This is a genomic window from Rhizobium sp. BK251 (genome assembly GCF_004345245.1).
GTDB lineage: Bacteria > Pseudomonadota > Alphaproteobacteria > Rhizobiales > Rhizobiaceae > Rhizobium.
This window is the reverse complement of record NZ_SLUQ01000004.1, coordinates 561,420-584,731: the sequence shown is the minus strand read 5'-3', so window position 1 is coordinate 584,731 and position 23,312 is coordinate 561,420. Positions and strand designations below refer to the sequence as shown.

Sequence of the window (23,312 nt, the reverse complement as noted above, 5' to 3'; positions counted from 1 at the left end):
AGCATGACCATCAGACAAGCCATGGTTCTGGCCGCAGGCCTCGGAACCCGCATGCGGCCGATCACCGATACCATTCCGAAGCCGCTCGTGAAGATCGCCGGCAAGCCGATGATCGACTATGCGCTCGACTGCCTCGCTGAGGCCGGGGTAGAAAAGGCGGTCGTGAACGTCCACTATCTCGCCGAGCAGATGGTCGAGCACCTGGCGGGCTATTCGCGCCTCGGCATCGTCATTTCCGACGAGCGCGACGCCTTGATGAACTCAGGCGGCGGCCTGGCAAAGGGGCTGAAACTGCTCGATCGCAGCACGCTCTTCGTCATGAATGCCGATCTCTTCTGGATCGGCGAGCCGAGGGGCGACAAGACCAATCTGGAGCGGCTCGCGGCCTTCTTCGATCCTGAGAAGATGGACATGGCATTGCTTTGCGTGCCACTCGAGAATACGACGGGGCACAATGGCAAGAAGGACTTCAACCTCGCCGGCGATGGCCGCCTCACGCGCTATCGCGATGGCGATCCGAATCCGACCGTCTATGCAGGAGCGATCGTGATGAACCCTTCGCTGTTTGACGATGCGCCTGCCGACGCTTTCAACCTCAACATCTATTTCGACAGAGCAATCGCGACGGGGCGCCTCTACGGCCTTTCGCTGGAGGGCCATTGGCTGACCGTCGGCACGCCGGAGGCGATCGGCGAGGCGGAGGAAACAATCCGGCGTTTCCGGGAGCTTGCCTGAGCCATGGAACGGCGCCACCGGCAGCGGGTTTTGACAATTCCGGCGGGCCTGCCCTTCCTGAAGACCCTGGCTGCCGCGCTTTGCGACGGTCGCCTGACCGAGCATTTTCGTCACGACCCAGCCGATCCGCTTTCCCTTGCCAAGGTGACGATCTTCCTGCCGACACGGCGCGCGGTTCGCGTATTGCGGTCGGAATTCGTCGATCTCCTCGGCGGCCGTTCCGCCATCCTGCCCGTCATCCGGCCGCTCGGCGAGACAGATGACGACAGCGGTTATTTCGAAGAGGACATGCCCGAGACCTTCGATCTCGCGCCGCCGCTCCCCAATACGGCGCGGCTGCTCGAGCTCGCACGGCTTATCCTTGCCTGGCGCAACCGGCTGCCACAGATCGTGCGCGACGTTCACTCGGATTCGCCGTTGGTGGCACCGGCAAGCCCCGCCGACGCCATCTGGCTGGCGCGCAATCTTGCAGAACTCATCGATTCGATGGAGACCGAGGAACGGGAATGGGACGAGCTTGCCCGGCTCGACGCCCGGGACCATGCCCTCTGGTGGCAACTGACCGCCGAATTCCTGCGGATTGCGAGTGCCTTCTGGCCCGAACGCCTCGGGGAACTCGGCCGATCCTCGCCCGCGCGGCACCGAAATGCAATCCTGCGTGCCGAGGCCAAGAGAATTGCGGCACTCGCGGATTCCGGCCCGGTGATCGTCGCCGGTTCCACCGGCTCGGTTCCCGCCACCGCCGATCTGATCGCCGCGGTGGCCTCACTGCCGCAGGGCGTCATCGTCCTTCCCGGCCTTGATCTTTCGATGCCGGACGCCGACTGGGATCTCGTCGATCCGCCGGAGGAGCCGAGCCAAGGTCGCGACGCCGCCGGCCGCGGCCACCCGCAATACGGCCTCTCAAGACTGCTCGGCCGCCTGCAAATGACCCGCAGGGATGTCGATGCCCTGGGCATGGTCGACCCGGACATGCACCTTCGCGCCGAGATCCTCTCCCGCGCACTCGCCCCTGCCAAGGCGACCAGCAATTGGAACGCATGGCAGAAGGGCCTTCTCCCGGAGGCCATTCAGGGCGCCTTTGCCGATGTCTCGCTGATCGAGTCGGCCAACGAGCGTGAGGAGGCGACAGCGATCGCCATCGCGCTGCGGCTGGCGCTGGAGGAGCCCGGACGGAACGGCGAAAGCCAGGCCGCCCTGATCACGCCTGATCGCAACCTCGCCCGTCGTGTCACCGCCGAGCTTGCCCGCTTCGGGATCGTGGCGGATGATTCTGCCGGTACGCCGCTTTCGGCGACGCCGCAGGGAACGCTGCTGCAGCTCCTTCTCGAAGCGACGCTTCGGCCCGGCGACCCGGTCGCCATCGTCTCGTTGCTCAAGCATCCGCTCGCCCGTTTCGGCCTTGACCGGGACCGTCTCGATCGCGCCGTCGCGGCATTGGAGCTGCTCGCCATGCGCGGCGGCGTGGCCGACGTCGCCATCGATGGACTGGAACCACTGCTCGACATCCGCCTCGCCGAAGAGGCATCGGAGCGTCACAGCCCACAATGGCGCAAGGCGCTTACCGGCGATGCTGCCGACGAGGCGCGTCTCCTTGCCCGGCGCATTGCCGGCGCGGTCGAGCCCCTGGCGTCGGCGCTGGTGCGCAGATCGCATGGCGGCCAGAGGCTGACGACCGCCTTCATGCTTTCCGAATGGGCCGAACGCACCGGGCGCGCACTCGAAGCAGTCGCCGCAGATGAGCGCGGCAACCTTGCAGCTCTATGGTCCGGCGAAGCCGGCGACGCGCTCTCAAGCCTGCTTGGCGAGATCATCGAGACCGAGGGGCAGATGGAGGCGGACGGTCCGCAGTGGATCGACATCATGGCGGCCTTCACCGCCGGCCAGGCCGTCAAGCCCCGCGCACTCAGTCATCCGCGCATCTTCATCTTCGGTACGCTGGAGGCCCGCCTGCAGAGCGTCGATACGCTCGTCCTCGGCGGTCTGAACGAGGGGGCCTGGCCGAACCAGACATCCAACAACCCGTTCATTTCACGCACGATGAAGACGGAGATCGGGCTGGAGCCGCCGGAAAGGCGGGTCGGTCAGATTGCACATGATTTCGAGATGGCGAACGGTACGCGTCGGCTCGTCTATTCGCGCGCGCTCCGCCAGGGATCGGCGCCCACCGTTGCCTCCCGCTGGCTGCAGCGATTGCTCGCCCTCGGCGGCAAGGATCTGGAAAAGGCGCTGAGAGCCCGTGGCGATCGCTTCCGCCACTGGGCCAACCTCATCGACGAGGGAGAGAACCAGAATCCGGCGCAACGGCCGGCCCCGAAGCCGCCCCAGACGCTGCAGCCGAAGAGCTATTCCTTCAGCGAGGTCGGGCGCCTGCGGCGCGATCCCTATGCCATCTACGCGCGGCGCATCCTGCGTCTAGATCCGGTCGACGCTTTCAACCGCGGTCCGGGGGCTGCCGAACGCGGGACGCTGTACCACGCGATCATCGACCGCTTTATTCGCGAGGGACATGCCGCCGGCACGCCGGCGGGCGCGACCGCCATGGAGCGCATCCTCTCCGAGCTTTTCGATGCTGAGCAACTGCCGTCCCACATCGACAGCGTGTGGCGGCCACGCTTTCGGGAGGTCGCGCGCGCCTTCCTCGCCTGGGAAGAAGAACGGCGGCCGCAGATCCGCAGAACGCTGACGGAGGTTCCAGCCGGCATGGAGCTTGATGTCGCTGGCATCCGGCTCACAGGTGTTGCCGACCGAATCGATATCAAGGGGCCCGGCGCCGCCGATATCATCGACTACAAGACGGGCTACAATCCCTCGCCCGCGCAGGCCCGCGCGCTCCTCGACCCGCAGCTGGCGCTCGAGGCGGCGGCACTTCGCGCGAGCGCATTCCGGGATGCGGGCAACCTCGCGCCGGAAAATCTTCTCTATGTGCGACTCCGACCGGGAAGCCGTTTCCGCACGGACCAGGTCAACAACGAACTTTCGAACCGGGATCCCACCAAGGCGAAATCGGCCCTGCAACTTGCCGAGGAGTCGATCGACCAGCTCACCAAGTTCGTCCTGCTGCTGAAGAGCGGCGAGCGCGGCTTCTCGTCCCGGCTCATCCCGGCGCAGCAATATGACTATGGCGGCGACTACGACCATCTTGCCCGCGTCTCCGAATGGGCGACGGCCGAGACCGAAGAGGAGGCGCCCGATGAGTGAGCATCTCCCGCTTCCCGAAGGCAACGAACCGGAGACCTGGCTCGGCTGGACAACGCGTCAGCAGTCACTCGCTTCCGATCCCGCCCGGTCCGCCTGGGTTTCGGCCAATGCCGGCTCCGGGAAAACGCATGTGCTCACGCAGCGGGTTATCCGCCTTCTTCTCGCCGGCGCACGGCCGTCTGCGATCCTCTGCCTTACCTACACCAAGGCCGCGGCCTCCGAGATGTCGAACCGCGTCTTCGCGCGCCTCGCGGAATGGGCAACGCTACCGGACGAGGAATTGAAAGCGAAGATCGCGCAAGTCGAGGGAGCTGGTCCCGACCATCTCAAGCTTGCCGAGGCGCGGCGGCTCTTCGCCAAAGCGCTGGAAACGCCCGGCGGCCTCAAGATCCAGACGATCCATGCCTTCTGCGAGGCGCTGCTCCACCAGTTTCCGCTGGAGGCCAATGTCGCGGGACACTTCTCGGTGCTGGACGACCGCGCCGCTGCCACGCTGCTTGCCGAGGCGCGGCGCTCGCTTCTGAACGCAACGGGGCCGGAGGAGGACGCCGAACTCGCCGAAGCTTTCGCCTATGTACTCGATCTTGCCGATGAATCCGGCCTCGACGCGCTGCTCGCCGACATCGTCGCGAAGCGCAATGCCATCCAGCGCTTCACCCAAGCGGCGGACCAACACGGCGGCATGGATGCAGCCCTGAGGCGGCGTCTTGGGCTTAATGAGCGAGATACGGAAAGCAGTGTCGCCGCGGAATACTGGCCCCTGCCCGGCCTTTCCGGCACGGTGCTCGATCTCTACCTGCAGCTTGCCGACCGGAAGGGCGGATCGAAGGCGCAAGACGCCGCCTACGCGCTGCGGCTTGCCGCGCGAGAGGCCGATCCCGCCGCCCGCGCCGATATCCTCGATAAGGTGATGCTGACGGCAAAGGGCGAGCCCAAGACCTGCGGCCAGTTCTTCGTCAAGGCGATGCTTGCGGAGGCGCCACATCTCGTCGATGCGATCGCTGCGGCGCGGGAGCATGTCCTACTCTGCCGCGACCGGCTACGGCGGATGCGCATGTATCGCGCGACCCATGCCGCACTGACCCTTGCCGACCGGCTGAACCGCGATTACGCGGATCTGAAGAAGAGCCGCAGCCAGCTCGATTTCGAAGACCTGATCACCCGCACGGCCGATCTGCTGACCAAGAGCGGCATCGGCCCATGGGTCCACTACAAGCTCGACCAGGGCATCGACCACATTCTCGTGGACGAGGCGCAGGATACGAGCCCGGTCCAGTGGAGCGTCATCCGCTCGCTCGCCGAAGACTTCTTTTCGGGGCAGAGCGCCCGACAGGCGACACGTACCCTGTTTGCGGTCGGCGACGAGAAGCAATCCATCTATTCCTTCCAGGGCGCCCGGCCGGAGCGTTTTTCCGAGGAGAGCGAGATCACGCGGCGGCGCGTCACCGGAAGCGGGCAGGCCTTTTCGCCGGTCCGCCTGCCGCTTTCCTTCCGTTCCACGGCCGACGTGCTCGCAGCTGTCGACCATGTCTTCGCCTTTCCGGAAAATGCCCGCGGCCTCAGCGCTCAGGGCGAACCGGTCGTGCATCGTTCGAGCCGGATTGGCCATCCGGGTTCTGTCGACCTCTGGGAGATGATCGCACCGGAACCTTCCGCAAAGGAGGAGGACTGGACGGCACCGTTCGACGCAACGCCTGAAGGGGCACCTTCGGCAATCCTGGCGCGGCGGATCGCCGAGACGATCGGAAACCTCGTCGGTCGCGAAATGATCATCGAGCACGGCCGGCAGCGCTTCATCGAGGCCGGCGACGTGCTCGTGCTCGTTCGCAAACGGGATGCCTTCGTGAATGCGTTGACGCGTGCCCTGAAGCGGCGGGGCGACATCCCCGTTGCGGGTGCCGACCGGCTCGTTCTTTCGAGCCATATCGCCGTGCAGGATCTTCTTGCGCTCGGCCGCTTCCTGCTTCTGCCGGAGGACGATCTTTCGCTCGCCGCTCTCCTCAAGAGCCCGCTCTTCGATCTTTCGGAGGACGATGTCTTTGCCATCGCCGCCTTGCGAGACGAAAACGAGAGCGTCTGGAGCCACCTGCAGAAATTTGCAGCCGACGGCAACGAGCGGATGGCGGCAGCCGTCGAGCGCCTGCGCGGATTCATGGCTCTGTCGCGATCCTCCTCCGTCCATGATTTCTACGCGCGCGTCCTCGGCCGTCATGGCGGGCGCCGGCAGTTTCTGGCGCGCCTCGGCACCGAGGTCAGCGACATCCTCGATGAATTCCTGTCATTCACGCTGGCGCATGAGACGGCCGGCCTTCCAGGGCTTCAGTCCTTCGTCTCGACGCTCGAGATCGAGGCACCTGAGATCAAGCGCGAGCAGGACAAGGGTCGCAACGAAGTCCGGATCATGACCGTGCACGCCTCCAAGGGTCTGGAGGCACCGATCGTCTTCCTCGTGGACGGCGGCTCCAAGTCGTTCATCCACACGCATCTTCCGAAGTTGCGCCTCCTCGAAGGGGCCGCGGAGGAAATTGCCATTCCGGTCTGGGTGCCGGTCAGCGTCCTCGGTAACTCGCTCACCCAGGCAAATACGGCCCGGCTTCAATCGCTTGCGGAAGACGAATACCGTCGGCTTCTCTATGTGGGGATGACGCGCGCCGCAGACCGGCTGATCATCTGCGGCTATCGCGGCCAGCGGGAAAATGCGGATACATGGCATGCTATGATTTCCGCGGCGCTGCGTGAGGAAAGCGAGAACTGCACGGCCGTCGCCTTCTCCGGGGCAGATGGCGAATGGAATGGCTTTCACTGGCGCATCGGTGAGCCGACACGTGCATTCGACCAGCATCCGCCCCGCGCCACCACGTCGACGCAGGAAGGCTTGCCTCCGGCGCTTGGGCAGCCTTTGCCGCCGCAGCGTCGCCTTCCCCGGCCGCTCAGCCCTTCCGGCGCGGGCACGATTGTCGATGACGAGGCTGAAGACCTCATCGTCGTTTCACCGCTCTTCGGCGAGAAGGGCAGGCCCGACCGATCGCTGCACAAGGGAAGACTGCTGCACCGCCTGCTGCAAACGCTGCCCGACATGCCGGCCGAGGAACGAGCCCAGGCCGGTCGACGTTATGTCGAGCGTGGCGCCCGCCACTGGCCAAGGGAGGAACGGGATGCGGTTGTCGATGCCGCCCTTTCCGTCCTCGCCCATCCCGATCTTGCCGGCATCTTCACCGCCCACGGCCGGGCTGAAGTCTCCATCATGGGGACCTTCCGGCTGGACGGCGAGAACTATGCGGTTTCCGGCCGCGTCGATCGGTTGGCCGTTCTCGACGACAGGGTCGTCATCCTCGATTACAAGACGAACCGCCGCCCGCCGTCATCGCTGAGTGGCATCTCCGAGGCCCACAAGGCACAGCTTGCGATCTACCGGGAGGTGCTTGTGCCGCTTTACCCCGGCAAGCGCTTCGATTGCGTGCTCGTCTACACGGAGGACGCTTCGGTCTTCCGCCTTCCCGACGAAACGCTCGCGTCCGCCCTTGCAGGACTCAAGACAAAGTGAAATACCGGTCATTGAAATTCCGATCACGCACCCTCACATGTGCTTCAACAGTAAATCCGGTAAAGGAGAAGTTTATGGCTACCGTGAAAGTCGATGGATCCAATTTCAAGTCCGAGGTTCTGGAATCGGCCGAACCCGTTGTCGTCGATTTCTGGGCTGAGTGGTGCGGCCCGTGCAAAATGATCGCTCCGAGCCTCGAAGAGCTCGCGGTCCAGTTTGCCGGCAAGGTCAAGGTTGCAAAGCTGAATATCGACGAGAACCCGGAACTTGCCGCCCAGTTCGGCGTGCGCTCCATTCCGACGCTCGCCATGTTCAAGGCCGGCGAAGTGGCCGATATCAAGGTTGGCGCAGCTCCCAAGACGGCGCTGTTGAACTGGATTTCCAGCGCCGCCTAAGACTAAGTTGGATCTGAATTTGAAAAGCCCGGCACCGACCGGGCTTTTTCATGTCGGCGGTGTGCCGTTGTCGGAAAGAACCTCGCCGACGAGATAGAGCGAGCCGCCGATCAGGATGCGCGGCGCCGGTTCGCTCGCCTCAACGATGTCGCGAATGGCTTCGAGAGCCTGGCTGACCGATGACATCGGTTCGGCGACGAGGCCGGCATCATAAGCAGCGTTGGCGAGAATGACGGGGTCGATCATCGAGTCACTGCCATGAATCGGCACGCAGAAGACACGCTCTGCGAGGCCGGCGAAAGCCTTGAAATAGCCCACCGGATCCTTCGTGTTGATCATGCCGGTGATCAGGAACAGAGGACGCGCCTGCCGCTCTTCGAAGGCCGCCATGGCTTCGGCAATGACTTCGCCGGCACCAGGATTGTGACCGCCATCCACCCAGATCTCCGCCCGCTCGGGCGCGCTTGCAAGCAGCTGGCCCTCGCTCAGGCGCTGAAGCCGGCCCGGCCATTCGACCGTGGCCATTGCCTCTTCGATCACCGCATCCGTCAAGATGAAGCCTGCCGCCTTGAGTGCGCGGATCGCCGCAGCTGCATTGGCATACTGGTGCCGGCCCGGCAGGCGCGGCAGCGGCAAGTCGGCAAGGCCGAACTCGTCCTGGTAGATCAGCCGGCCATATTCCTCATGGGCAGAGTAATCCTGCGCGAAGACCGCGGTCGGGCAATTCAGCCGCTCGGCGGTCGACATCAGCACTTCAAGGGCTGCATCATAGGGCTGCTGTCCGATGACCACCGGACGCCCGCGCTTCATGATGCCGGCCTTTTCGGCCGCAATCAGCTCCACGCGATCGCCAAGATAAGGCTGGTGATCGAGGGAGATCGGCATAATCACCGAGACCGCCGGATCGTTGATCACGTTCGTTGCATCGAAACGGCCGCCGAGACCAACCTCGATGATGGCCGCATCTGCCGGATGCTCGGAGAAGAGAAGAAAGGTTACAGCGGTCAGGATCTCGAAGACGGTAATCTTCTGCCCGCCATTGGCTTCAGCCACCCGTCGGACGGCATCGGCGAGCACGGCATCCTCGACGAGCTGGCCACGACCGCCCTTGACGCCCATGCGATAGCGTTCATGCCAATTTACCAGATGCGGGGAAATATGGACATGGACGCTCAGGCCAGCAGCTTCAAGGAGTGCCCGGCAGAACGCCGTGACCGAGCCCTTGCCGTTGGTGCCGGCAACATGGATCACCGGCGGCAGCCTGTGATGCGGGTTGCCAAGCGCTTCAAGCAGCCTGGTAATCCGATCAAGCGAGAGATCGAAGCCCCTGGGATGCAGCGCGAGCAGCTTGTCGATTTCTCGGCCAGCCTCGCTCGTGACGGATTGGTTTATGGACGTCATCTGTCAAACTCCCGCCCCAAGGGCAACCGTTTGATTTCCGATCAGCCGTTGACGGCGATGGGCAATGCTGCTGCGTCCAAAACCTCGGACTCAAGCGCTTCCTCGCGCTGCTTCATCAGAATCTTCAACAGCCGGGCAAGCGTCGCCGGTATGTCATGGCGCTTGATCACCATGTCGACCATGCCGTGCTCAAGCAGGTACTCCGAAGTCTGGAACCCCTCCGGCAGCTTTTCGCGAATCGTCTGCTCGATCACGCGCTTGCCGGCAAAGCAGATCTCGGCACCGGGTTCTGCGAGATGTACGTCGCCCAGCATCGCGTAGGAGGCCGTGACACCGCCGGTCGTCGGATTGGTCAGAACGACGATATAGGGAAGGCCAGCTTCCTTCAGCATGTCGACGGCAACCGTCGTGCGCGGAAGCTGCATGAGCGAAAGGATACCCTCCTGCATGCGCGCGCCGCCGGAAGCCGGGAACATCACCAGCGGGCACTTCTCGGCGATCGCGCGCTCGAAGGCCCTGACGATCGCCTCACCGGCTGCAATGCCGAGCGAACCGCCCATGAAATTGAACTCGTGGACGACAGCGACGAGCTTGAGGCCCTGGACCTTGCCTACGCCGGCGAGGATGGTGTCCTCCTGCTCGGTCTTGATGCGGCTGTCCTTGAGGCGGTCGACATATTTCTTGGAGTCGCGGAAGCGAAGCGGGTCCTGCGCGACCTTCGGCTGCGGCAGCGCTTCATAGTCGCCATTGTCGAAGAGGTCGGCCAGGCGAGCCTTCGCAGGCATCTTCATGTGATAGCCCGAAGCGGGAATGACCCACTTGTTGCTTTCGAGATCCTTGTGGAAGACCATCTCGCCGGTTTCGGGGCATTTGATCCAGAGATTCTCCGGAACCTCGCGCCGGCCCAGCATGGAATTGATCCGCGGGCGAACGAAATTCGTGATCCAGTTCAATTCGAATACTCCTGGTTGACCAGTGCCAATGTGGGGAATTTATTCGGCAGCAACAAGGCGCGCCGAACGCGTTCCCGTGGATAGGCCGCGAACAAGGGTCGCCACGGACTGAACGGTGTCCGGTGAAGCCTTGCCGTCCTTCGTGAGGCTGGTTGCGATCTGGTTGACGATCGCGGTGCCGACGACGACGCCATCAGCTGCAGCCCCGATCAGCTTAGCGTGCTCAGCCGTCTTCACGCCGAAGCCGACGCAGACCGGCAGCGCGGTGTGGTTCTTGATCCGCCTTACGGCACCGGAAACGACTGAGGGATCCGGCAGGGTCGAGCCTGTGATGCCGTTCATCGACACATAGTAGACGAAGCCGGACGTATTCCTCAAAACAGCAGGTAGGCGGCGATCGTCCGTGGTCGGGGTCGCCAGCCGAATGAAGTTGATACCCTTGCGAAGCGCCGGGATGCAAAGCTCGTCATCCATCTCCGGCGGCAGGTCGACGACGATCAGACCGTCTATGCCGGCTGCCAGCGCATCGTCGAGAAACCGATCCACACCATAGATGTAGATCGGATTGTAGTAACCCATCATGACTATCGGGGTGCGATCATCCGTCTTTCTGAACTCCTCGGCGAGCTGCAGCGTCTTCTTCAGCGTCTGGCCGCCCTTCAGCGCCCGCTGCCCGGCCCTCTGGATCGCCGGACCGTCTGCCATCGGATCGGAAAACGGCATGCCGAGCTCGATCACGTCGGCACCGGCTTCGGGCAGCGCCTTCATGATGCCGAGCGAGGTCTCGTAATCGGGATCGCCGCCCATGAAATAGGTCACCAGTGCCGGGCGGCCCTCGGCCTTGAGCTCGGCAAAGCGTTTGTCCATGCGTGCGGTCATGATGTTACTGTCCCATTCCCAGAATCTTGCCGACGGTAAAGATGTCCTTGTCGCCCCGGCCGGAAAGGTTCATCAGGATAATCTCGTCCTTGCCCATCTTCGGCGCGCGCTTGATGACCTCGGCCAGCGCGTGCGAGGGCTCTAGCGCCGGGATGATGCCCTCGAGGCGCGTCAGCAGCTGGAACGCCTCCAGCGCTTCGTAGTCCATGATCGGCACATATTCCGCACGGCCAATATCGTTCAGCCAGGAATGCTCCGGGCCGATGCCGGGATAGTCGAGGCCGGCGGAAATCGAATGACCTTCCTTGATCTGGCCGTCTCCGTCCTGCAGCAGATAGGTGCGGTTGCCGTGAAGGACGCCGGGCGAACCCGCCGTGATCGAGGCGCAATGCTCGTCACCCTGCAAGCCCTTGCCGCCTGCCTCGACACCGACGATCTTGACGCTCTCGTCATCGAGGAAGGGGTGGAAGATGCCGATGGCGTTCGAGCCGCCGCCAACGGCCGCGATCACGAGGTCGGGCAAGCGGCCCTCGGCGGCAAGCAGCTGCTCCTTCGCCTCGGTGCCGATGACCGACTGGAAGTCGCGCACCATCTCCGGATAGGGATGCGGACCGGCAGCCGTGCCGATCAGGTAATATGTCGTTTCAACGTTGGTGACCCAGTCGCGCAGCGCCTCGTTCATGGCATCCTTGAGCGTGCCGTGTCCGGCCGTCACCGGCTTGACCTCGGCGCCGAGGAGCTTCATGCGGAAGACGTTCGGCGCCTGGCGCTCGACATCGGTCGCGCCCATGTATACCACGCAGGGGAAGCCGAATCGGGCGGCTACGGTCGCCGATGCGACGCCGTGCTGGCCGGCACCGGTCTCGGCGATGATGCGCGTCTTGCCCATCCGCTTGGCGAGCAGGATCTGGCCAATGCAATTGTTGATCTTGTGAGAACCGGTGTGGTTCAGCTCCTCGCGCTTGAAATAGATCTTGGCGCCGCCAAGATGCTGCGTCAGGCGCTCGGCGAAGTAGAGCGGGCTCGGGCGGCCGATATAGTGAGCGCCGAGATCCTTCAGTTCCGCCTGGAACTGGGGATCGTCCTTGGCTTTGTTCCATTCAGCCTGCAGATCAAGGATCAGCGGCATCAACGTTTCGGCTACGAAACGACCGCCGTAGATGCCAAAGCGGCCGTCCTCATCGGGGCCGGAGCGAAAGGAATTTGGTTTCGGCGTCTGGTTCACTTTAAGCTCCCTGATGCCTGCTCGGGGGCGCAGGCCTCTGCAACGGCGTCGAAAAACTCGTCGATCATGGCGACGTCCTTGATACCCGGAGAACTCTCGACACCGGATGAAATATCGATCGCACCCGTCCTGGTCTCGGCCAGAGCGCGGGCGATGTTGTCCTTGTTCAATCCCCCCGAAAGCATGTAATCCACGCTTTCGTCAAGCCAGTGCATCAGCGCCCAGTCGAAAGACACGCCGTTCCCGCCGGGTAATTCCGAGCCCTTGGGCGGCTTGGCATCGAAGAGAAAGCGGTCGGCAATGCCGATATAGGATTCCACGCGCTTCAGGTCATTCTCGTCGCGCACTGGAAGCGCCTTCATGACCTGCACGTTGTGGATTGCCTTGATCGTCAGCACCCGCTCGGGGCTCTCGTTTCCGTGCAGCTGCAGGATGTCCGGCCTGAGAAGCGTCATGATCTCGTCAAGATCGTCATTCGTCGGATCGACGGTGACGGCCACGATCTTGGCCCTGCCGCGGGCCGCCTCCGCCAGCTTTGCGGCTACGTCCGGCTCGATATAGCGAGGGCTCTTCTCGAAGAAAATGAAACCGATATGGGTCGCGCCTCGCGCGAGCGCGCGCTCGATGGCCTCGGGGCTCTTCAACCCGCATATCTTGATGTCGAGTGTCATGGCAGCGAAGTGACACGAAAAGCAAAAAGAGTCGAGCCAATTTACAACAGACGAGCCCGCGGCGGGAGCTGATTTCGTCTTTCAATCGAAATCGATGGCATGGAGCTGGCTGCCGTGACGTTTCAGCCAGGCCTTGGCCTCTTCCATATGTGGACAGAGCTTCCTGCACAGCGCCCAAAAGCGCGGCCCGTGGTTCATTTCCTTGAGATGAGCAACCTCGTGAGCGGCGAGATAATCGATCACCGATGGTGGCGCCATCGCGATGCGCCACGAGAAACTGAGATTGCCTTCAGACGAACAGGAGCCCCAGCGGCTGCGGGTGTCCTTCATGGCGATCGAACGAACCGGCTTGCGGATCGCCCCCGCATGATGGGCGACCAGGCGCTCGAGATCGGCCCGTGCCTCCTTCTTGAGGAAGGTGGCGACCCGTTTTCCGAGATGTTCCGGCAGGCCGCTGACGCGAAGCACCGCCTTGCCGTCGATCGTGGAGACTTCCGTCAGTCCGCGAAGGCTGCCGCTATGCTCGATGCTGTGCATGACGCCCCGGATAGGCACCTCGCCGCCATCGTGAAGTCGGCTCTCCGTCGAGAACTTCGCAAGCTTGGTCAGGAGCCATCCCTGATGACGGTCGAGGAAAGCATTCACTTCCCGCACCGCCAGCCCCGTCGGGATCGTCATCTTCAACGCCCGTCCACCGGGCTCGATCCTGAGGGTAATGCGTGTTGCCCGGTCATGCTGGCGGATGGTCAGGGGCATCGACCGGCCAGCGACGTCGAGCGTGCGGCTTTCCGGTGCGGCCGGTTTCCTTGAAGTCCGGCGAGGCTTGGACAAAAGCGGGAACATGACAGGCTTTTATATGATTCGGTGTCTCATCCGCGAAGGAAAAACCGGCATCGAAAGGATGCCGGCCTCAAAAAGCCATGTCTGCGGTTACGGCGTGGAGAATTCCGGGGCCGGACCATTGTCGTCGCCGTCGCGCTTGCTGTTGCGCCCGCGCATGAAGCGGTCGAACTCTTCCTGATCCTTCGCGCGGCGCAGCTCGCGAACATAGTTGTCGAACTCGGCACGCATTTCGTCCAGCTTACGGCGCTCTTCCTCCAGCCTCTCCAGTTCGGCCTTGCGCCAGTCGTCGAAGGCGACGTTGCCGGTGGAGAAGTGGTTGCGATAGCGGCCCTTTGAACGTCGGCAGCTGGAAAAGAAGCCGTCAGCGCTCTCGTTCACGTCCTTCTTGAACCCTCTCAGGCGTTCGCCGAACATGATATAGGCAAGCATGGCAAGTCCCAGCGGCCAGAAAACCACGAAGCCGAGTATCATCAGGGCAATGGTAGCCGGAGTCCAATCCGGCCGAAGCAATGCTGACTGGTTCATCGTGAGGTATCCTCGCTCTTGGCGCCCGGCTGGATGCCGGAGCGCTGAAATCGATGTGGTTACCCCTACCCCGAGCTTCAAGACGATCGCGCTTGAAATCGGACAAGCCACTGAATCGCAATCGCTAATTCAGTATCACCTAAAGGCGCGCTTGCCTCAGGCGGACTTACCGCCCTTGATGACCTGCTTGACGACCGCCTTGCCAGAGCGCGCGTGCTGCTTCGCAAAGGCCAGGATGCGCGGCACGATCTCACGGCGGAAGCGCGAGCCGTTGAAGACGCCATAGTGACCGACATCCGGCTGCAGATAATGCATCCGCATGTGGTCCGGAATATTGATACAGATCGTATGGGCAGCCTGGGTCTGGCCGACGCCGGAGATGTCGTCGTTCTCGCCTTCGACGGTCAGCAGTGCGACATTGCGGATGGCGGTCGGATCGACCCGGTTGCCGCGATGCATGAGTTCGCCCTTCGGCAAGGCGTGCTTCATGAAGACCATGTCGACCGTCTGGAGGTAGAATTCGGCTGTCAGGTCCATGACGGCCAGATACTCGTCATAGAAATCGCGGTGCTTTTCTGCCGGCTCACCGTCGTTCTTGACGAGGTGCATGAAGAAGTCCTTGTGGGCGATCATGTGCCGGTCGAGGTTCATCGACATGAAACCCGAAAGCTGGAGGAATCCAGGATAGACCGGACGCATGAAGCCCGGCTGCGGCCAGGGCACGTTCATCACGACATTGTCCTGGAACCACTCGAGCGGCTTCTGCTTGGCAAGCTGGTTGACCGCGGTCGGATTGATGCGCGTATCAATCGGTCCACCCATCAGCGTCATCGAGGACGGAACGAGCGGATCACGCGCGTCTTCCATGATGGCGGCAGCGGCAAGGACGGGAACCGAGGGCTGGCAGACGGCGATGACATGGGTGTCGCGGCCGAGGTGGTGCAGCATCTCGATGACGTAGTCGATATAGTCCTCGAGGTCGAAGTTCCCCTCTGTCACCGGGACCATGCGAGCATCCATCCAATCGGTGATGTAGACGTCGGCGCTCGGCAGCAGCGCTTCGACGGTGCCGCGCAGCAGCGTCGCATAGTGGCCCGACATCGGTGCGACGATCAGGAAGCGCGGATCCTGGCCGTGGCCGGAAGGAAGGCTGCGCTCGAAGTGGATGAGATTGCAGAACGGCCGGCTCCAGGCGATTTTCTCGTGGACGGAAACGGTCTTGCCGTCGATCGTCGTCTCGTTCAGTCCGAACTCCGGCTTGCCATAACGGCGCGTGCTGCGTTCGAAGACTTCGAGACTTGCGGCCATCGTGCGGCCCACGACGGTGTGAGAAACGGGATTCAGCGGATTGGCATAGGCCATCCGCATAAGGTCCGCTGCGGCCCGAAAGGGCGCAAGGGCAGCGTGGTTCAGTTCATAAAGCTGATAAAACATGGAAAGCGCTACCTTTCTGAATAGTGCAAAGACAACGCCGCTTTCGGTGAGCGTCAAATTCTCAGAGCATTGGTCTGCCAGACTAGCATGTTTTTGTTGCAGGGCAATAAAGCCCCCGTCGCTTCGTCATACAAAGACAGGCGTAATCCGATTTGCGGAATAAGAATGAATCAAGGAATTCAATGTTCCCTAAAGACGGTAACTTTTCGTTTTGCAACGAAAGTTCGAGTGCGGATGCGAAGATCGCCCAGGCCTTGAAATGCTGCATGGCAAAGCGCGCGTCACTCCTCTCGACGGATAGGATCTACTAGAACAGTTCCTCTCTTGCCGGTCCGAGCGGCACGATACCGTTAGGATTGAGCGAGGCGATGGAATAGTAGCCATGTTTGATATGGTCGAGGTTCACCGTCTCGGCAACTCCGGGCCAGTCGAGCATCCGGCGGCAGAAGGCGCGCAGGTTGCGATAGTCCGACAGCCGGCGCAGATTGCACTTGAAGATGCCGTGATAGGCGCTGTCGAAGCGGACAAGTGTGACGAAAATCCTGATATCGCTCTCGGTCGGATGGTCGGCGAAGAGAAACGCGCGCCCCTCCATCTCCCGCTCGACCTGGTCGAGGCAAGCAAAAACATCCCGCACCGCTTCCTCGTAGGCGCCTTGCGTCGTGGCGAAGCCGGAGCGGTAGACACCGTTGTTCAGAACGGGGTAGATCCGCTCGTTGAAGGAGGTTATCTCCTCGCGCTTGTTAGCCGGGTATAGGTCGATCGCATCGCTTGCGAGCTCGCCGAATCCGACGCTCATCATCCGCAGGATATCAGCGGATTCATTGTTCACGATCGTTGCCGTCTTCTTGTCCCAAAGGACGGGAACGGTTGCGCGGCCCGTGAAATGGGGATCGGCCTTTGTATAGATTTCATGCATGTAGGTTGCGCCGCCGACATGGTCGAGGGTTGCGCCGGGGTAGTCGCCAAACCGCCAGCCCTGCTTGGTCAGGACGGGCTCGACGACGGATAGGGAGATCACGTTTTCCAGGCCCTTGAGCTTGCGACCGATGAGGGTCCGTGATGCCCACGGGCAGATCAGAGCGACGTACAGATGATAGCGGCCAGCCTCGGCGGCGAAGCCCCCCCTGCCCGTCGGGCCTGGTGAACCGTCGGGTGTGACCCAGTTGCGGAAGCTGGAAACCTGACGGATGAAGCGCCCCTGTTCGTCCTTGGCCTGAACAGGCTGCCAGTCCTCGGTCCATTTTCCGTCAATCAGCAAGATTTCGTCTCCTTGCGCTGAGCTCCGCTTATCCGGGACTACTACCCCGTTTTCCCGCGCGCGGGAGGTCCGCATTCTGGAAACACTGCGTCAACCGGACCGCAGTGAGGGCCCAGTTCGCGAATGCCCTCGGGCAATGTTCCACGTGAATCACCGGAGCGATCCACGTGGCATCGGATCAGATATCGAGGTTTGCAACGCTCAGCGCATTGTCCTGGATGAATTCGCGTCGCGGCTCGACCTCGTCGCCCATCAGGCGAGCGAAGAGACCGTCGGCGTCGGTCGCATCATTGACCCTTACCTGCAGCAACGAGCGGACGTTCGGATCGAGCGTCGTTTCCCACAGCTGCTCTGCGTTCATTTCGCCGAGACCCTTGTAGCGCTGCATCGTCAGCCCCTTGCGGCCGCTCGCAAAGATCGCGTCGAGCAGTGCGCGCGGACCGGGGATGTCGAGATTGCCTTCGCGCCGCACGAGTACCGGCGGGGTGCTGTAGACTTCCTTCAGCTTCGGTGAGAGCTGGTCGATATGGCGTGCGTCCGTGGAGCCGATCAACGCCATGTCCAGCGTGATGACTTCCCTGACGCCTCGGACCATCCGCTCGAAGCGCGGTCCGCCCTCGTCGGTGATGCTTCCCGTCCAGCCGCGCTCCGTCTCCTCGGCAATGATGTCGAGGCGTCGCGCGACCTCGGCTGTGAGCTCCGCTGCCCGGCTCGAATCGCTGATGGCGTCGGCATTGAGCGCACCGGCGATTGCCGCCTGCTCGAGGACTGCGCGATTGTAGCGGGAGTGGACGTTGTCGAGCAGAGCCCGCAGCCGCAGTGCGTCAACAATCACTTCCCGCAGATCCTGGCCTGCGCGAACTTCGCCCGAACCCATCTGCAGCGTCGCCTCATCGAGGCCCTGGCTGATCAGGTACTCTTCCAGCGCCTGCTCGTTCTTCAGGTACTGGACGGACTTGCCGCGCGCGACCTTGAAGAGCGGCGGCTGGGCGATGAAGAGATGGCCACGCTCGATCAGCTCCGGCATCTGACGGAAGAAGAAGGTGAGCAGCAGCGTGCGGATATGAGCGCCGTCGACGTCGGCGTCCGTCATGATGATGATCTTGTGATAACGCAGCTTTTCGGCGTTGAACTCGTCCTTGCCGATGCCGGTACCAAGCGCGGTGATGAGCGTGCCGATTTCCTGGCTCGACAGCATCTTGTCGAAGCGCGCGCGCTCGACGTTCAGGATCTTGCCTCGAAGCGGCAGGATGGCCTGGTTCTCGCGCGATCGACCCTGCTTGGCCGAACCGCCTGCCGAGTCGCCCTCGACGAGGAAGAGTTCGGATTTGGCGGGATCGCGCTCCGAGCAGTCGGCGAGCTTGCCAGGCAGCGAGGCGATGTCGAGCGCGCCCTTACGGCGCGTCAGTTCGCGGGCCTTGCGGGCGGCTTCGCGGGCGGCGGCGGCCTCGACCACCTTGCCGACCAGGATCTTGGCTTCGGCCGGATGCTCTTCAAACCAGGTGCTCAGTGCCTCGCTGACAAGGCTCTCGACCACCGGCCGCACCTCGGAGGAAACCAGCTTGTCCTTGGTTTGGGAGGAGAATTTCGGATCCGGCACCTTCACCGAAAGGACTGCTGTCAGGCCTTCCCGGCAATCCTCGCCCTGGAGCGTCACCTTTTCCTTTTTGGTGATGCCCGAACTATCGGCATAGGAAACGACCTGGCGCGTCAGGGCCGCGCGGAAGCCGGCCATATGGGTGCCGCCGTCGCGCTGCGGAATGTTGTTGGTGAAGCAGAGCACGTTCTCGTGGTAGCTGTCGTTCCACCACATCGCCACTTCGACCGTGATGCCGTCCTTTTCGCCACGGATGGCGACAGGCTTATCGACAAGCGGCTTCTTCGCGCGATCGAGGTAGCGCACGAAGGCCTCGAGCCCGCCGTCGTAGAGCATCTCTTCCTGCCTGACGTCCGAGTGGCGCTTGTCGGTCAGGAGGATGCGGACGCCGGAATTGAGGAAGGCAAGTTCGCGCAGGCGATGCTCAAGCGTGCCATAGTCGAACTCGGTCATGGTGAAGGTTTCGGTGCTCGGCATGAAGGTGACTTCCGTCCCCGTCAGGTCGATGACATCGCCCGTGACCTTCAGCGGCGCGTCCGCCACGCCGTGGGTGAAGCTCATCTCGTGGATCTTGCCCTGGCGCCTGATCTTCAGTCGCAGCCATACCGACAGCGCGTTGACGACGGAGACGCCCACGCCGTGCAGGCCGCCCGAAACCTTGTAGGAATTCTGGTCGAACTTACCACCCGCGTGCAGCTGGGTCATGATGACCTCGGCGGCCGAAACGCCCTCGCCCGTATGGATGTCCGTCGGAATGCCGCGTCCGTTATCGGTAACCGTCACCGAGCCATCAGGATTGAGCGTCACGGTAACGATATCGGCGTGACCTGCCAGCGCCTCGTCGATCGCATTGTCCACGACTTCGTAGACCATGTGATGCAATCCCGAACCATCATCCGTATCGCCGATATACATGCCAGGCCGTTTGCGAACGGCGTCAAGGCCCTTCAGAACCTTGATGGAATCTGCGCCATACTCGGCGCTTGCGCCGTTTTCAATCGCGGATGGATCGGTCATATTTTTGAGGTCTTTCCATTTTGACAGAAACAACGCGGCGAGCCTTGCGAATCACCGGTTTTTCCAGTTCGGAATATAGGAAGTTTGAAGGAAGTTCCAAACGCCCGCCCCTGGAATTAAGGCATAAAACAGGGGATTAAGGCGCTTTTCAGCCCCCCTTGGCGGCATTTTCCAGAAGCTTCGAAAGTTCCCTTATGTGGCGCGCATCGAGATGGCGTATCTGGCTCGCAAGACGGTTGGCGAAGGCCGTATATTCCGGGGCCAGACCCGAGGTGTCGATGACCACGCGGGGGTCCGAAGCGCGGGCAAGAAGGAACAATTCCTCGGCTTCATCCCAGATGATGTTGAAGTAGCCCGCGATGCGCTGAAGCAGGTCGAAACTCGGGGTTCCGCGCTTGCCGTGCTCGAGGGCGGAAAGATAGGCCGGCGACACGCCGATCGCGGCGGCCATTTCCTTCTGCGAGACACCCTTGCGCTGCCTCAGCCTGCGGACCGCTTCGCCGAAAGGAGTCATAGCCTGGCTCCACGTTGCCGCGACAGGCGGATGTAGAGAGCGCCCTCGCCGCCGTGATGATGCGCAGCCGTCTCATAGGACGAGATCAGGAAGCGGAATTCCGGTTTCGCGAACCACAGCGGCACGGCCCGTTTCAGTGCGCCTTCGCTGCCCATGGAGCTTCCCTTGCCGGTGATGACGAGCACGTGCCGCAGGCCACGCTCGTGCGCACGCACCAGGAATTCGAGCAGGATGGCGTGCGCCTCGCTCTGTATCAGCCCGTGCAGGTCGATACGGGCTTCGAGAGCCAGGCGCCCCTTGGCAAGCTTGCGCTTCACCGGGCGCTCGAAGGGATGATGTTGTCCCGCCGGTTGCTTCTGTCCGGTCGGCATCGCGGAACCGCCTTCCTCCGCAACGGGTGAGGCCTTTTGCCGTTCCGGAATTATTTCCGTTTCCACCTCGACCAGGAAGGCGTCCAGGGCTTGCATTTCGCCCTTCTTGTCGGGCAACGGATGAGTGCTGCGGGCGACCTTGCCCCAGAGAACTCGTTCCTCCGACGAGAGCTTCCTGTCCTTTGCCATCAGCCGAACCTCGCGGCTGCGGCCTTCGGAATGAGAATGTAGAAATCGGCCTCGTTGCGCACCGTGCCGGCCAGTTCGCCGGCAGCGTCGCCCGAGCCGGTGAAGATGTCGCCGCGGGCCGGCCCGACGATCGCCGAGCCCGTGTCGAGCGCCAGCATCAGCCGCTGGAACGGCCTGCCGCCGATATGCGTCAGGCTCTCGGCGCGGATGAAGAAGGGATATCCGAAGGTGTGGATCAGTCGATCGACAGCAAGGGACCGACCGGCGACCAGCGCCACCTTGGCAGCCGCGACGGGCCCCGTGTCTTCCTCCTGGAAAGGAGTCTCGCGGAAAAAGATATAGGAGCGATTGTGCCAAAGCACCTCGTCCACCTTGTCGGGGTGGGCTGCGAGCCAGGCGCGGATCGCCTGCATCGAGATCCGGGCGGGGTCGATCTCGCCGCGTTCGATCAAGTGCTTGCCGATGCCGGAAAAGGGATGGCCGGCCTTGGCTGCGTAGGTGATCCTCGCCCTGCGCCCATCGGGATAAGCAAGGCGCGCGGCTCCCTGGACGTGGACAAAGAAGAGATCGACCCTGGATTTCGCCCAAGCAATCTCCAGCCCGCGTCCCTGGAGATAGCCTTCGTCGATCGTTCGGCGGTCGGGATATTCCGAGATCACTCCGTCGCGAAGAAGCCCGAAAACATAAGAGGGGTCGAATTCCGCCGGGCGGTTATTGTCGTCGATATCGACGAGGTCATCGGGTCGACGGTAGATCGGAAAGCGAAAATTCACGTCCGGCCCGTCCGAAACCTCGATCTCCGGCTCGTAAAAAGCCGTCACCAGACCGCGTTCGCCATCCTTTCGGGCGATCAGAAAGGGCTGGCAATTCCGTTCAAAGAAGGCGCGCGCCTCATCGGCGCTTTGGGAATTGAGATCTCTTGCCGCCTCGAGCAATGGCAGCAAGTCGTCGGCGGTCAGGCCGAGAGCGCCGGTCCTATAGGGCTTTACGCCGGCAATATGGCGGCGACAGGCCTCCAGAGCGCCAAAGAGATCGGAGGGATCATCATCGTTCCACCCCTCCATGTCTGCGAAGCTGACGGGACGGAGGGAAAAATCCAAAAGTGGCCCGGCGCTCATTGTTCCGATTCGGTCGCCATCAATTTCCAGTTGGGATCGCGAGAACGGGTATCACGCACAAAGATCCAGAGGTCGTTGACCTCGGCGACCGACTCGGCATCACCCTCGATGAGCGTGCCGGCCTTGTCATATGTCGCCGATATCAGCTGCGAGGCCACGCGAACGGTGATCTGCGCCTCGCTACCGCGGACTTCGACATTGCTGATCTCGGCCTTGTCGATTCCCACAAATGTGGACTTCACCGTCTCGCCGCGAGCCTCGCGCTCGGAAATAGCAGCGTCGAAGCCGTCGAAGACTTCGCGGGAAAGCAGGTTTTTCAAAGCCTTCCGGTCGCCGTCGGCAAATGCCATGACGATCATCTCATAGGCCATGCGGGCGCCGTCCACGAATTCCTTCGGGTTGAAGGCCGGATCGACCCTGCTGAGGTTGCGCAACGATTCGTTAAGCGGCGTTCCGGGTTTGGCGAAGGAGTCGACTGCAGCGAAGCGGTCCTCCTCCTCACCTGTCGAATCACGGCGCGGCAAGGTGACGACCTTGCCGGCTTCGGCGCCATCCGGCGCACCGGCAGCATCGCGCGGGCTGAAAATATCGCGTGGAGGCTTCTCATTTCCCGTGCGGCGGCCGAGGACGCTGCGGAGCTGGAGGAAGATCAGTACCGCCGCCACCAGAAAAAACAGAGTGATGAAGTCATTAGAACCCATGTCGTCCCGCAACCGCTGTTAACATTTCCCGTTTCTACTCCCATATAGTCCGCATATACCAATCATTCAAATAGCCTTGCCATATCTTTGGCGAGCATGATGAAAAAGGCCCGAAAGCGGGCCGCAGACCGATAGGACGGACCGATGCGCTTCTCACTCTTTCCGATCGCCGTGATGCTGATGCCGCTGGCCGAGATCGCGGGCTTCGTTATCGTGGGCCGTGCGGTCGGCCTTTGGGCGACACTCGGCCTCGTCATTCTGAGCGTCTTCGTCGGAATCGCACTTCTGCGCCTGCAAGGACCTGGCATTCTGCGCCGCATCGCAGTCGAAAGCCGCAACGGCGCCGTGCCGGGTCGCGACATCATCCATGGCGCGATGATCGTGATTGCCGCCTTCCTCCTGATCATCCCTGGCTTCCTGTCCGATATACTCGGTATTCTTCTCTTCATTCCGCTCGTGCGCGACCTCGCATGGAAGCATTTGAGCCGCCGGATCGTTATACTGGGCTCCGCCGGACCGTTCGGCAATGCCGCTCAGTGCGGACCGGCCAGTCGGGAGGGAGGCAGCGGGCCGGTGGTCGATCTCGATGAAAGCGACTATCATCGCGAGGCAAACAAGAAGAACTCGCCCTGGTCGGACCGGAAGCAGATCGAGGATTGAGGCGCTTCGCACCCGTCGCATGCCAGGGCGGCGCCGCAAGGGTTGTAAGCGCCGATACGAGATGTTAGATGGCGGCAC

At 62.4% G+C, this 23,312-nt stretch carries 19 protein-coding genes; 5 read left to right on the top strand and 14 right to left on the bottom strand.

The window, feature by feature from the left end; all coding sequences use genetic code 11:
* The first annotated feature begins 3 nt into the window (after positions 1-3).
* The 4 genes from EV286_RS12685 to trxA all read left to right on the top strand — a co-directional run bounded on the left by EV286_RS12685 (position 4) and on the right by trxA (position 7,875).
* Positions 4-735 (top strand): nucleotidyltransferase family protein, encoded by a 732-nt coding sequence (locus EV286_RS12685; RefSeq protein ID WP_132957477.1) that lies wholly within the window; start codon positions 4-6, stop codon positions 733-735.
* A 3-nt stretch (positions 736-738) separates the two neighbouring features.
* Positions 739-3,936 carry a double-strand break repair protein AddB gene (gene addB / locus EV286_RS12680; protein ID WP_132957476.1) on the top strand — a complete coding sequence of 1,066 codons (3,198 nt, stop codon included), beginning with the start codon at positions 739-741 and terminating at the stop codon, positions 3,934-3,936.
* Positions 3,929-7,480 (top strand): double-strand break repair helicase AddA, encoded by a 3,552-nt coding sequence (gene addA / locus EV286_RS12675; RefSeq protein WP_132957475.1) that lies wholly within the window; start codon positions 3,929-3,931, stop codon positions 7,478-7,480. Before addB ends, addA begins: the two co-directional genes overlap by 8 nt.
* A 74-nt stretch (positions 7,481-7,554) precedes the next feature.
* On the top strand, positions 7,555-7,875 hold the full coding sequence (gene trxA / locus EV286_RS12670; RefSeq protein ID WP_132957474.1) for a thioredoxin: 321 nt from the start codon (positions 7,555-7,557) through the stop codon (positions 7,873-7,875).
* A 48-nt stretch (positions 7,876-7,923) separates the two neighbouring features.
* Here trxA and EV286_RS12665 read toward each other — a convergent pair whose 3' ends face one another.
* The 14 genes from EV286_RS12665 to EV286_RS12600 form a co-directional block, all read right to left on the bottom strand.
* Entirely contained in the window at positions 7,924-9,276 is a 1,353-nt protein-coding gene (locus tag EV286_RS12665) for a folylpolyglutamate synthase/dihydrofolate synthase family protein (RefSeq protein WP_132957473.1), read from the bottom strand.
* Positions 9,277-9,317: 41 nt separating this feature from the next.
* Complete coding sequence (gene accD / locus EV286_RS12660) at positions 9,318-10,229, bottom strand: acetyl-CoA carboxylase, carboxyltransferase subunit beta (RefSeq protein WP_132957472.1); 912 nt, start codon at positions 10,227-10,229, stop codon at positions 9,318-9,320.
* Positions 10,230-10,268: 39 nt separating this feature from the next.
* On the bottom strand, positions 10,269-11,108 hold the full coding sequence (trpA, locus tag EV286_RS12655; protein WP_132957471.1) for a tryptophan synthase subunit alpha: 840 nt from the start codon (positions 11,106-11,108) through the stop codon (positions 10,269-10,271).
* 4 nt (positions 11,109-11,112) lie between these two features.
* Complete coding sequence (gene trpB / locus EV286_RS12650) at positions 11,113-12,333, bottom strand: tryptophan synthase subunit beta (RefSeq protein ID WP_132957470.1); 1,221 nt, start codon at positions 12,331-12,333, stop codon at positions 11,113-11,115.
* Entirely contained in the window at positions 12,330-13,004 is a 675-nt protein-coding gene (locus EV286_RS12645) for a phosphoribosylanthranilate isomerase (protein ID WP_132957469.1), read from the bottom strand. The genes trpB and EV286_RS12645 overlap by 4 nt, the downstream gene beginning before the upstream one ends.
* 81 nt (positions 13,005-13,085) lie before the next feature.
* Positions 13,086-13,847: a M48 family metallopeptidase gene (locus tag EV286_RS12640; RefSeq protein ID WP_132957468.1), complete on the bottom strand. Its 762-nt coding sequence runs from the start codon at positions 13,845-13,847 to the stop codon at positions 13,086-13,088.
* Between the two features lie 87 nt (positions 13,848-13,934).
* Positions 13,935-14,372: a DUF2852 domain-containing protein gene (locus tag EV286_RS12635; RefSeq protein WP_132957467.1), complete on the bottom strand. Its 438-nt coding sequence runs from the start codon at positions 14,370-14,372 to the stop codon at positions 13,935-13,937.
* Between the two features lie 156 nt (positions 14,373-14,528).
* On the bottom strand, positions 14,529-15,806 hold the full coding sequence (gene phaZ / locus EV286_RS12630; RefSeq protein WP_132957466.1) for a polyhydroxyalkanoate depolymerase: 1,278 nt from the start codon (positions 15,804-15,806) through the stop codon (positions 14,529-14,531).
* A 307-nt stretch (positions 15,807-16,113) separates the two neighbouring features.
* Positions 16,114-17,067, bottom strand: a complete 954-nt coding sequence (locus EV286_RS12625) for a glutathione S-transferase family protein (protein WP_132957465.1) — start codon at positions 17,065-17,067, stop codon at positions 16,114-16,116.
* Between the two features lie 178 nt (positions 17,068-17,245).
* Positions 17,246-19,681 carry a DNA topoisomerase (ATP-hydrolyzing) subunit B gene (gene gyrB, locus EV286_RS12620; RefSeq protein ID WP_132957464.1) on the bottom strand — a complete coding sequence of 812 codons (2,436 nt, stop codon included), beginning with the start codon at positions 19,679-19,681 and terminating at the stop codon, positions 17,246-17,248.
* 148 nt (positions 19,682-19,829) lie between these two features.
* Complete coding sequence (locus EV286_RS12615; RefSeq protein WP_132957463.1) at positions 19,830-20,195, bottom strand: helix-turn-helix transcriptional regulator; 366 nt, start codon at positions 20,193-20,195, stop codon at positions 19,830-19,832.
* Positions 20,192-20,755: a Smr/MutS family protein gene (locus EV286_RS12610; RefSeq protein WP_132957462.1), complete on the bottom strand. Its 564-nt coding sequence runs from the start codon at positions 20,753-20,755 to the stop codon at positions 20,192-20,194. The genes EV286_RS12615 and EV286_RS12610 overlap by 4 nt, the downstream gene beginning before the upstream one ends.
* Positions 20,755-21,873, bottom strand: coding sequence for a murein transglycosylase A (locus EV286_RS12605; RefSeq protein ID WP_132957461.1), 1,119 nt, complete (start codon positions 21,871-21,873; stop codon positions 20,755-20,757). Before EV286_RS12605 ends, EV286_RS12610 begins: the two co-directional genes overlap by 1 nt.
* On the bottom strand, positions 21,870-22,574 hold the full coding sequence (locus EV286_RS12600; RefSeq protein ID WP_132957460.1) for a Tim44/TimA family putative adaptor protein: 705 nt from the start codon (positions 22,572-22,574) through the stop codon (positions 21,870-21,872). The genes EV286_RS12605 and EV286_RS12600 overlap by 4 nt, the downstream gene beginning before the upstream one ends.
* Positions 22,575-22,718: 144 nt before the next feature.
* Here EV286_RS12600 and EV286_RS12595 point away from each other — a divergent pair, with 144 nt between their 5' ends.
* Positions 22,719-23,234: an FxsA family protein gene (locus EV286_RS12595; RefSeq protein ID WP_132957459.1), complete on the top strand. Its 516-nt coding sequence runs from the start codon at positions 22,719-22,721 to the stop codon at positions 23,232-23,234.
* Positions 23,235-23,312: the final 78 nt, after the last annotated feature.

Coding starts and splice junctions, on each gene's coding strand:
- EV286_RS12595 (WP_132957459.1), top strand. CDS start 22,719: ATGCGCTTCTCACTCTTTCCGATCGCCGTGATGCTGATGCCGCTGGCC.
- EV286_RS12685 (WP_132957477.1), top strand. CDS start 4: ATGACCATCAGACAAGCCATGGTTCTGGCCGCAGGCCTCGGAACCCGC.
- trpA (WP_132957471.1), bottom strand. CDS start 11,108: ATGACCGCACGCATGGACAAACGCTTTGCCGAGCTCAAGGCCGAGGGC.
- EV286_RS12665 (WP_132957473.1), bottom strand. CDS start 9,276: ATGACGTCCATAAACCAATCCGTCACGAGCGAGGCTGGCCGAGAAATC.
- phaZ (WP_132957466.1), bottom strand. CDS start 15,806: ATGTTTTATCAGCTTTATGAACTGAACCACGCTGCCCTTGCGCCCTTT.
- EV286_RS12640 (WP_132957468.1), bottom strand. CDS start 13,847: ATGTTCCCGCTTTTGTCCAAGCCTCGCCGGACTTCAAGGAAACCGGCC.
- EV286_RS12605 (WP_132957461.1), bottom strand. CDS start 21,873: ATGAGCGCCGGGCCACTTTTGGATTTTTCCCTCCGTCCCGTCAGCTTC.
- trxA (WP_132957474.1), top strand. CDS start 7,555: ATGGCTACCGTGAAAGTCGATGGATCCAATTTCAAGTCCGAGGTTCTG.
- EV286_RS12600 (WP_132957460.1), bottom strand. CDS start 22,574: ATGGGTTCTAATGACTTCATCACTCTGTTTTTTCTGGTGGCGGCGGTA.
- addA (WP_132957475.1), top strand. CDS start 3,929: ATGAGTGAGCATCTCCCGCTTCCCGAAGGCAACGAACCGGAGACCTGG.
- EV286_RS12610 (WP_132957462.1), bottom strand. CDS start 20,755: ATGGCAAAGGACAGGAAGCTCTCGTCGGAGGAACGAGTTCTCTGGGGC.
- EV286_RS12635 (WP_132957467.1), bottom strand. CDS start 14,372: ATGAACCAGTCAGCATTGCTTCGGCCGGATTGGACTCCGGCTACCATT.
- EV286_RS12615 (WP_132957463.1), bottom strand. CDS start 20,195: ATGACTCCTTTCGGCGAAGCGGTCCGCAGGCTGAGGCAGCGCAAGGGT.
- EV286_RS12645 (WP_132957469.1), bottom strand. CDS start 13,004: ATGACACTCGACATCAAGATATGCGGGTTGAAGAGCCCCGAGGCCATC.
- gyrB (WP_132957464.1), bottom strand. CDS start 19,681: ATGACCGATCCATCCGCGATTGAAAACGGCGCAAGCGCCGAGTATGGC.
- addB (WP_132957476.1), top strand. CDS start 739: ATGGAACGGCGCCACCGGCAGCGGGTTTTGACAATTCCGGCGGGCCTG.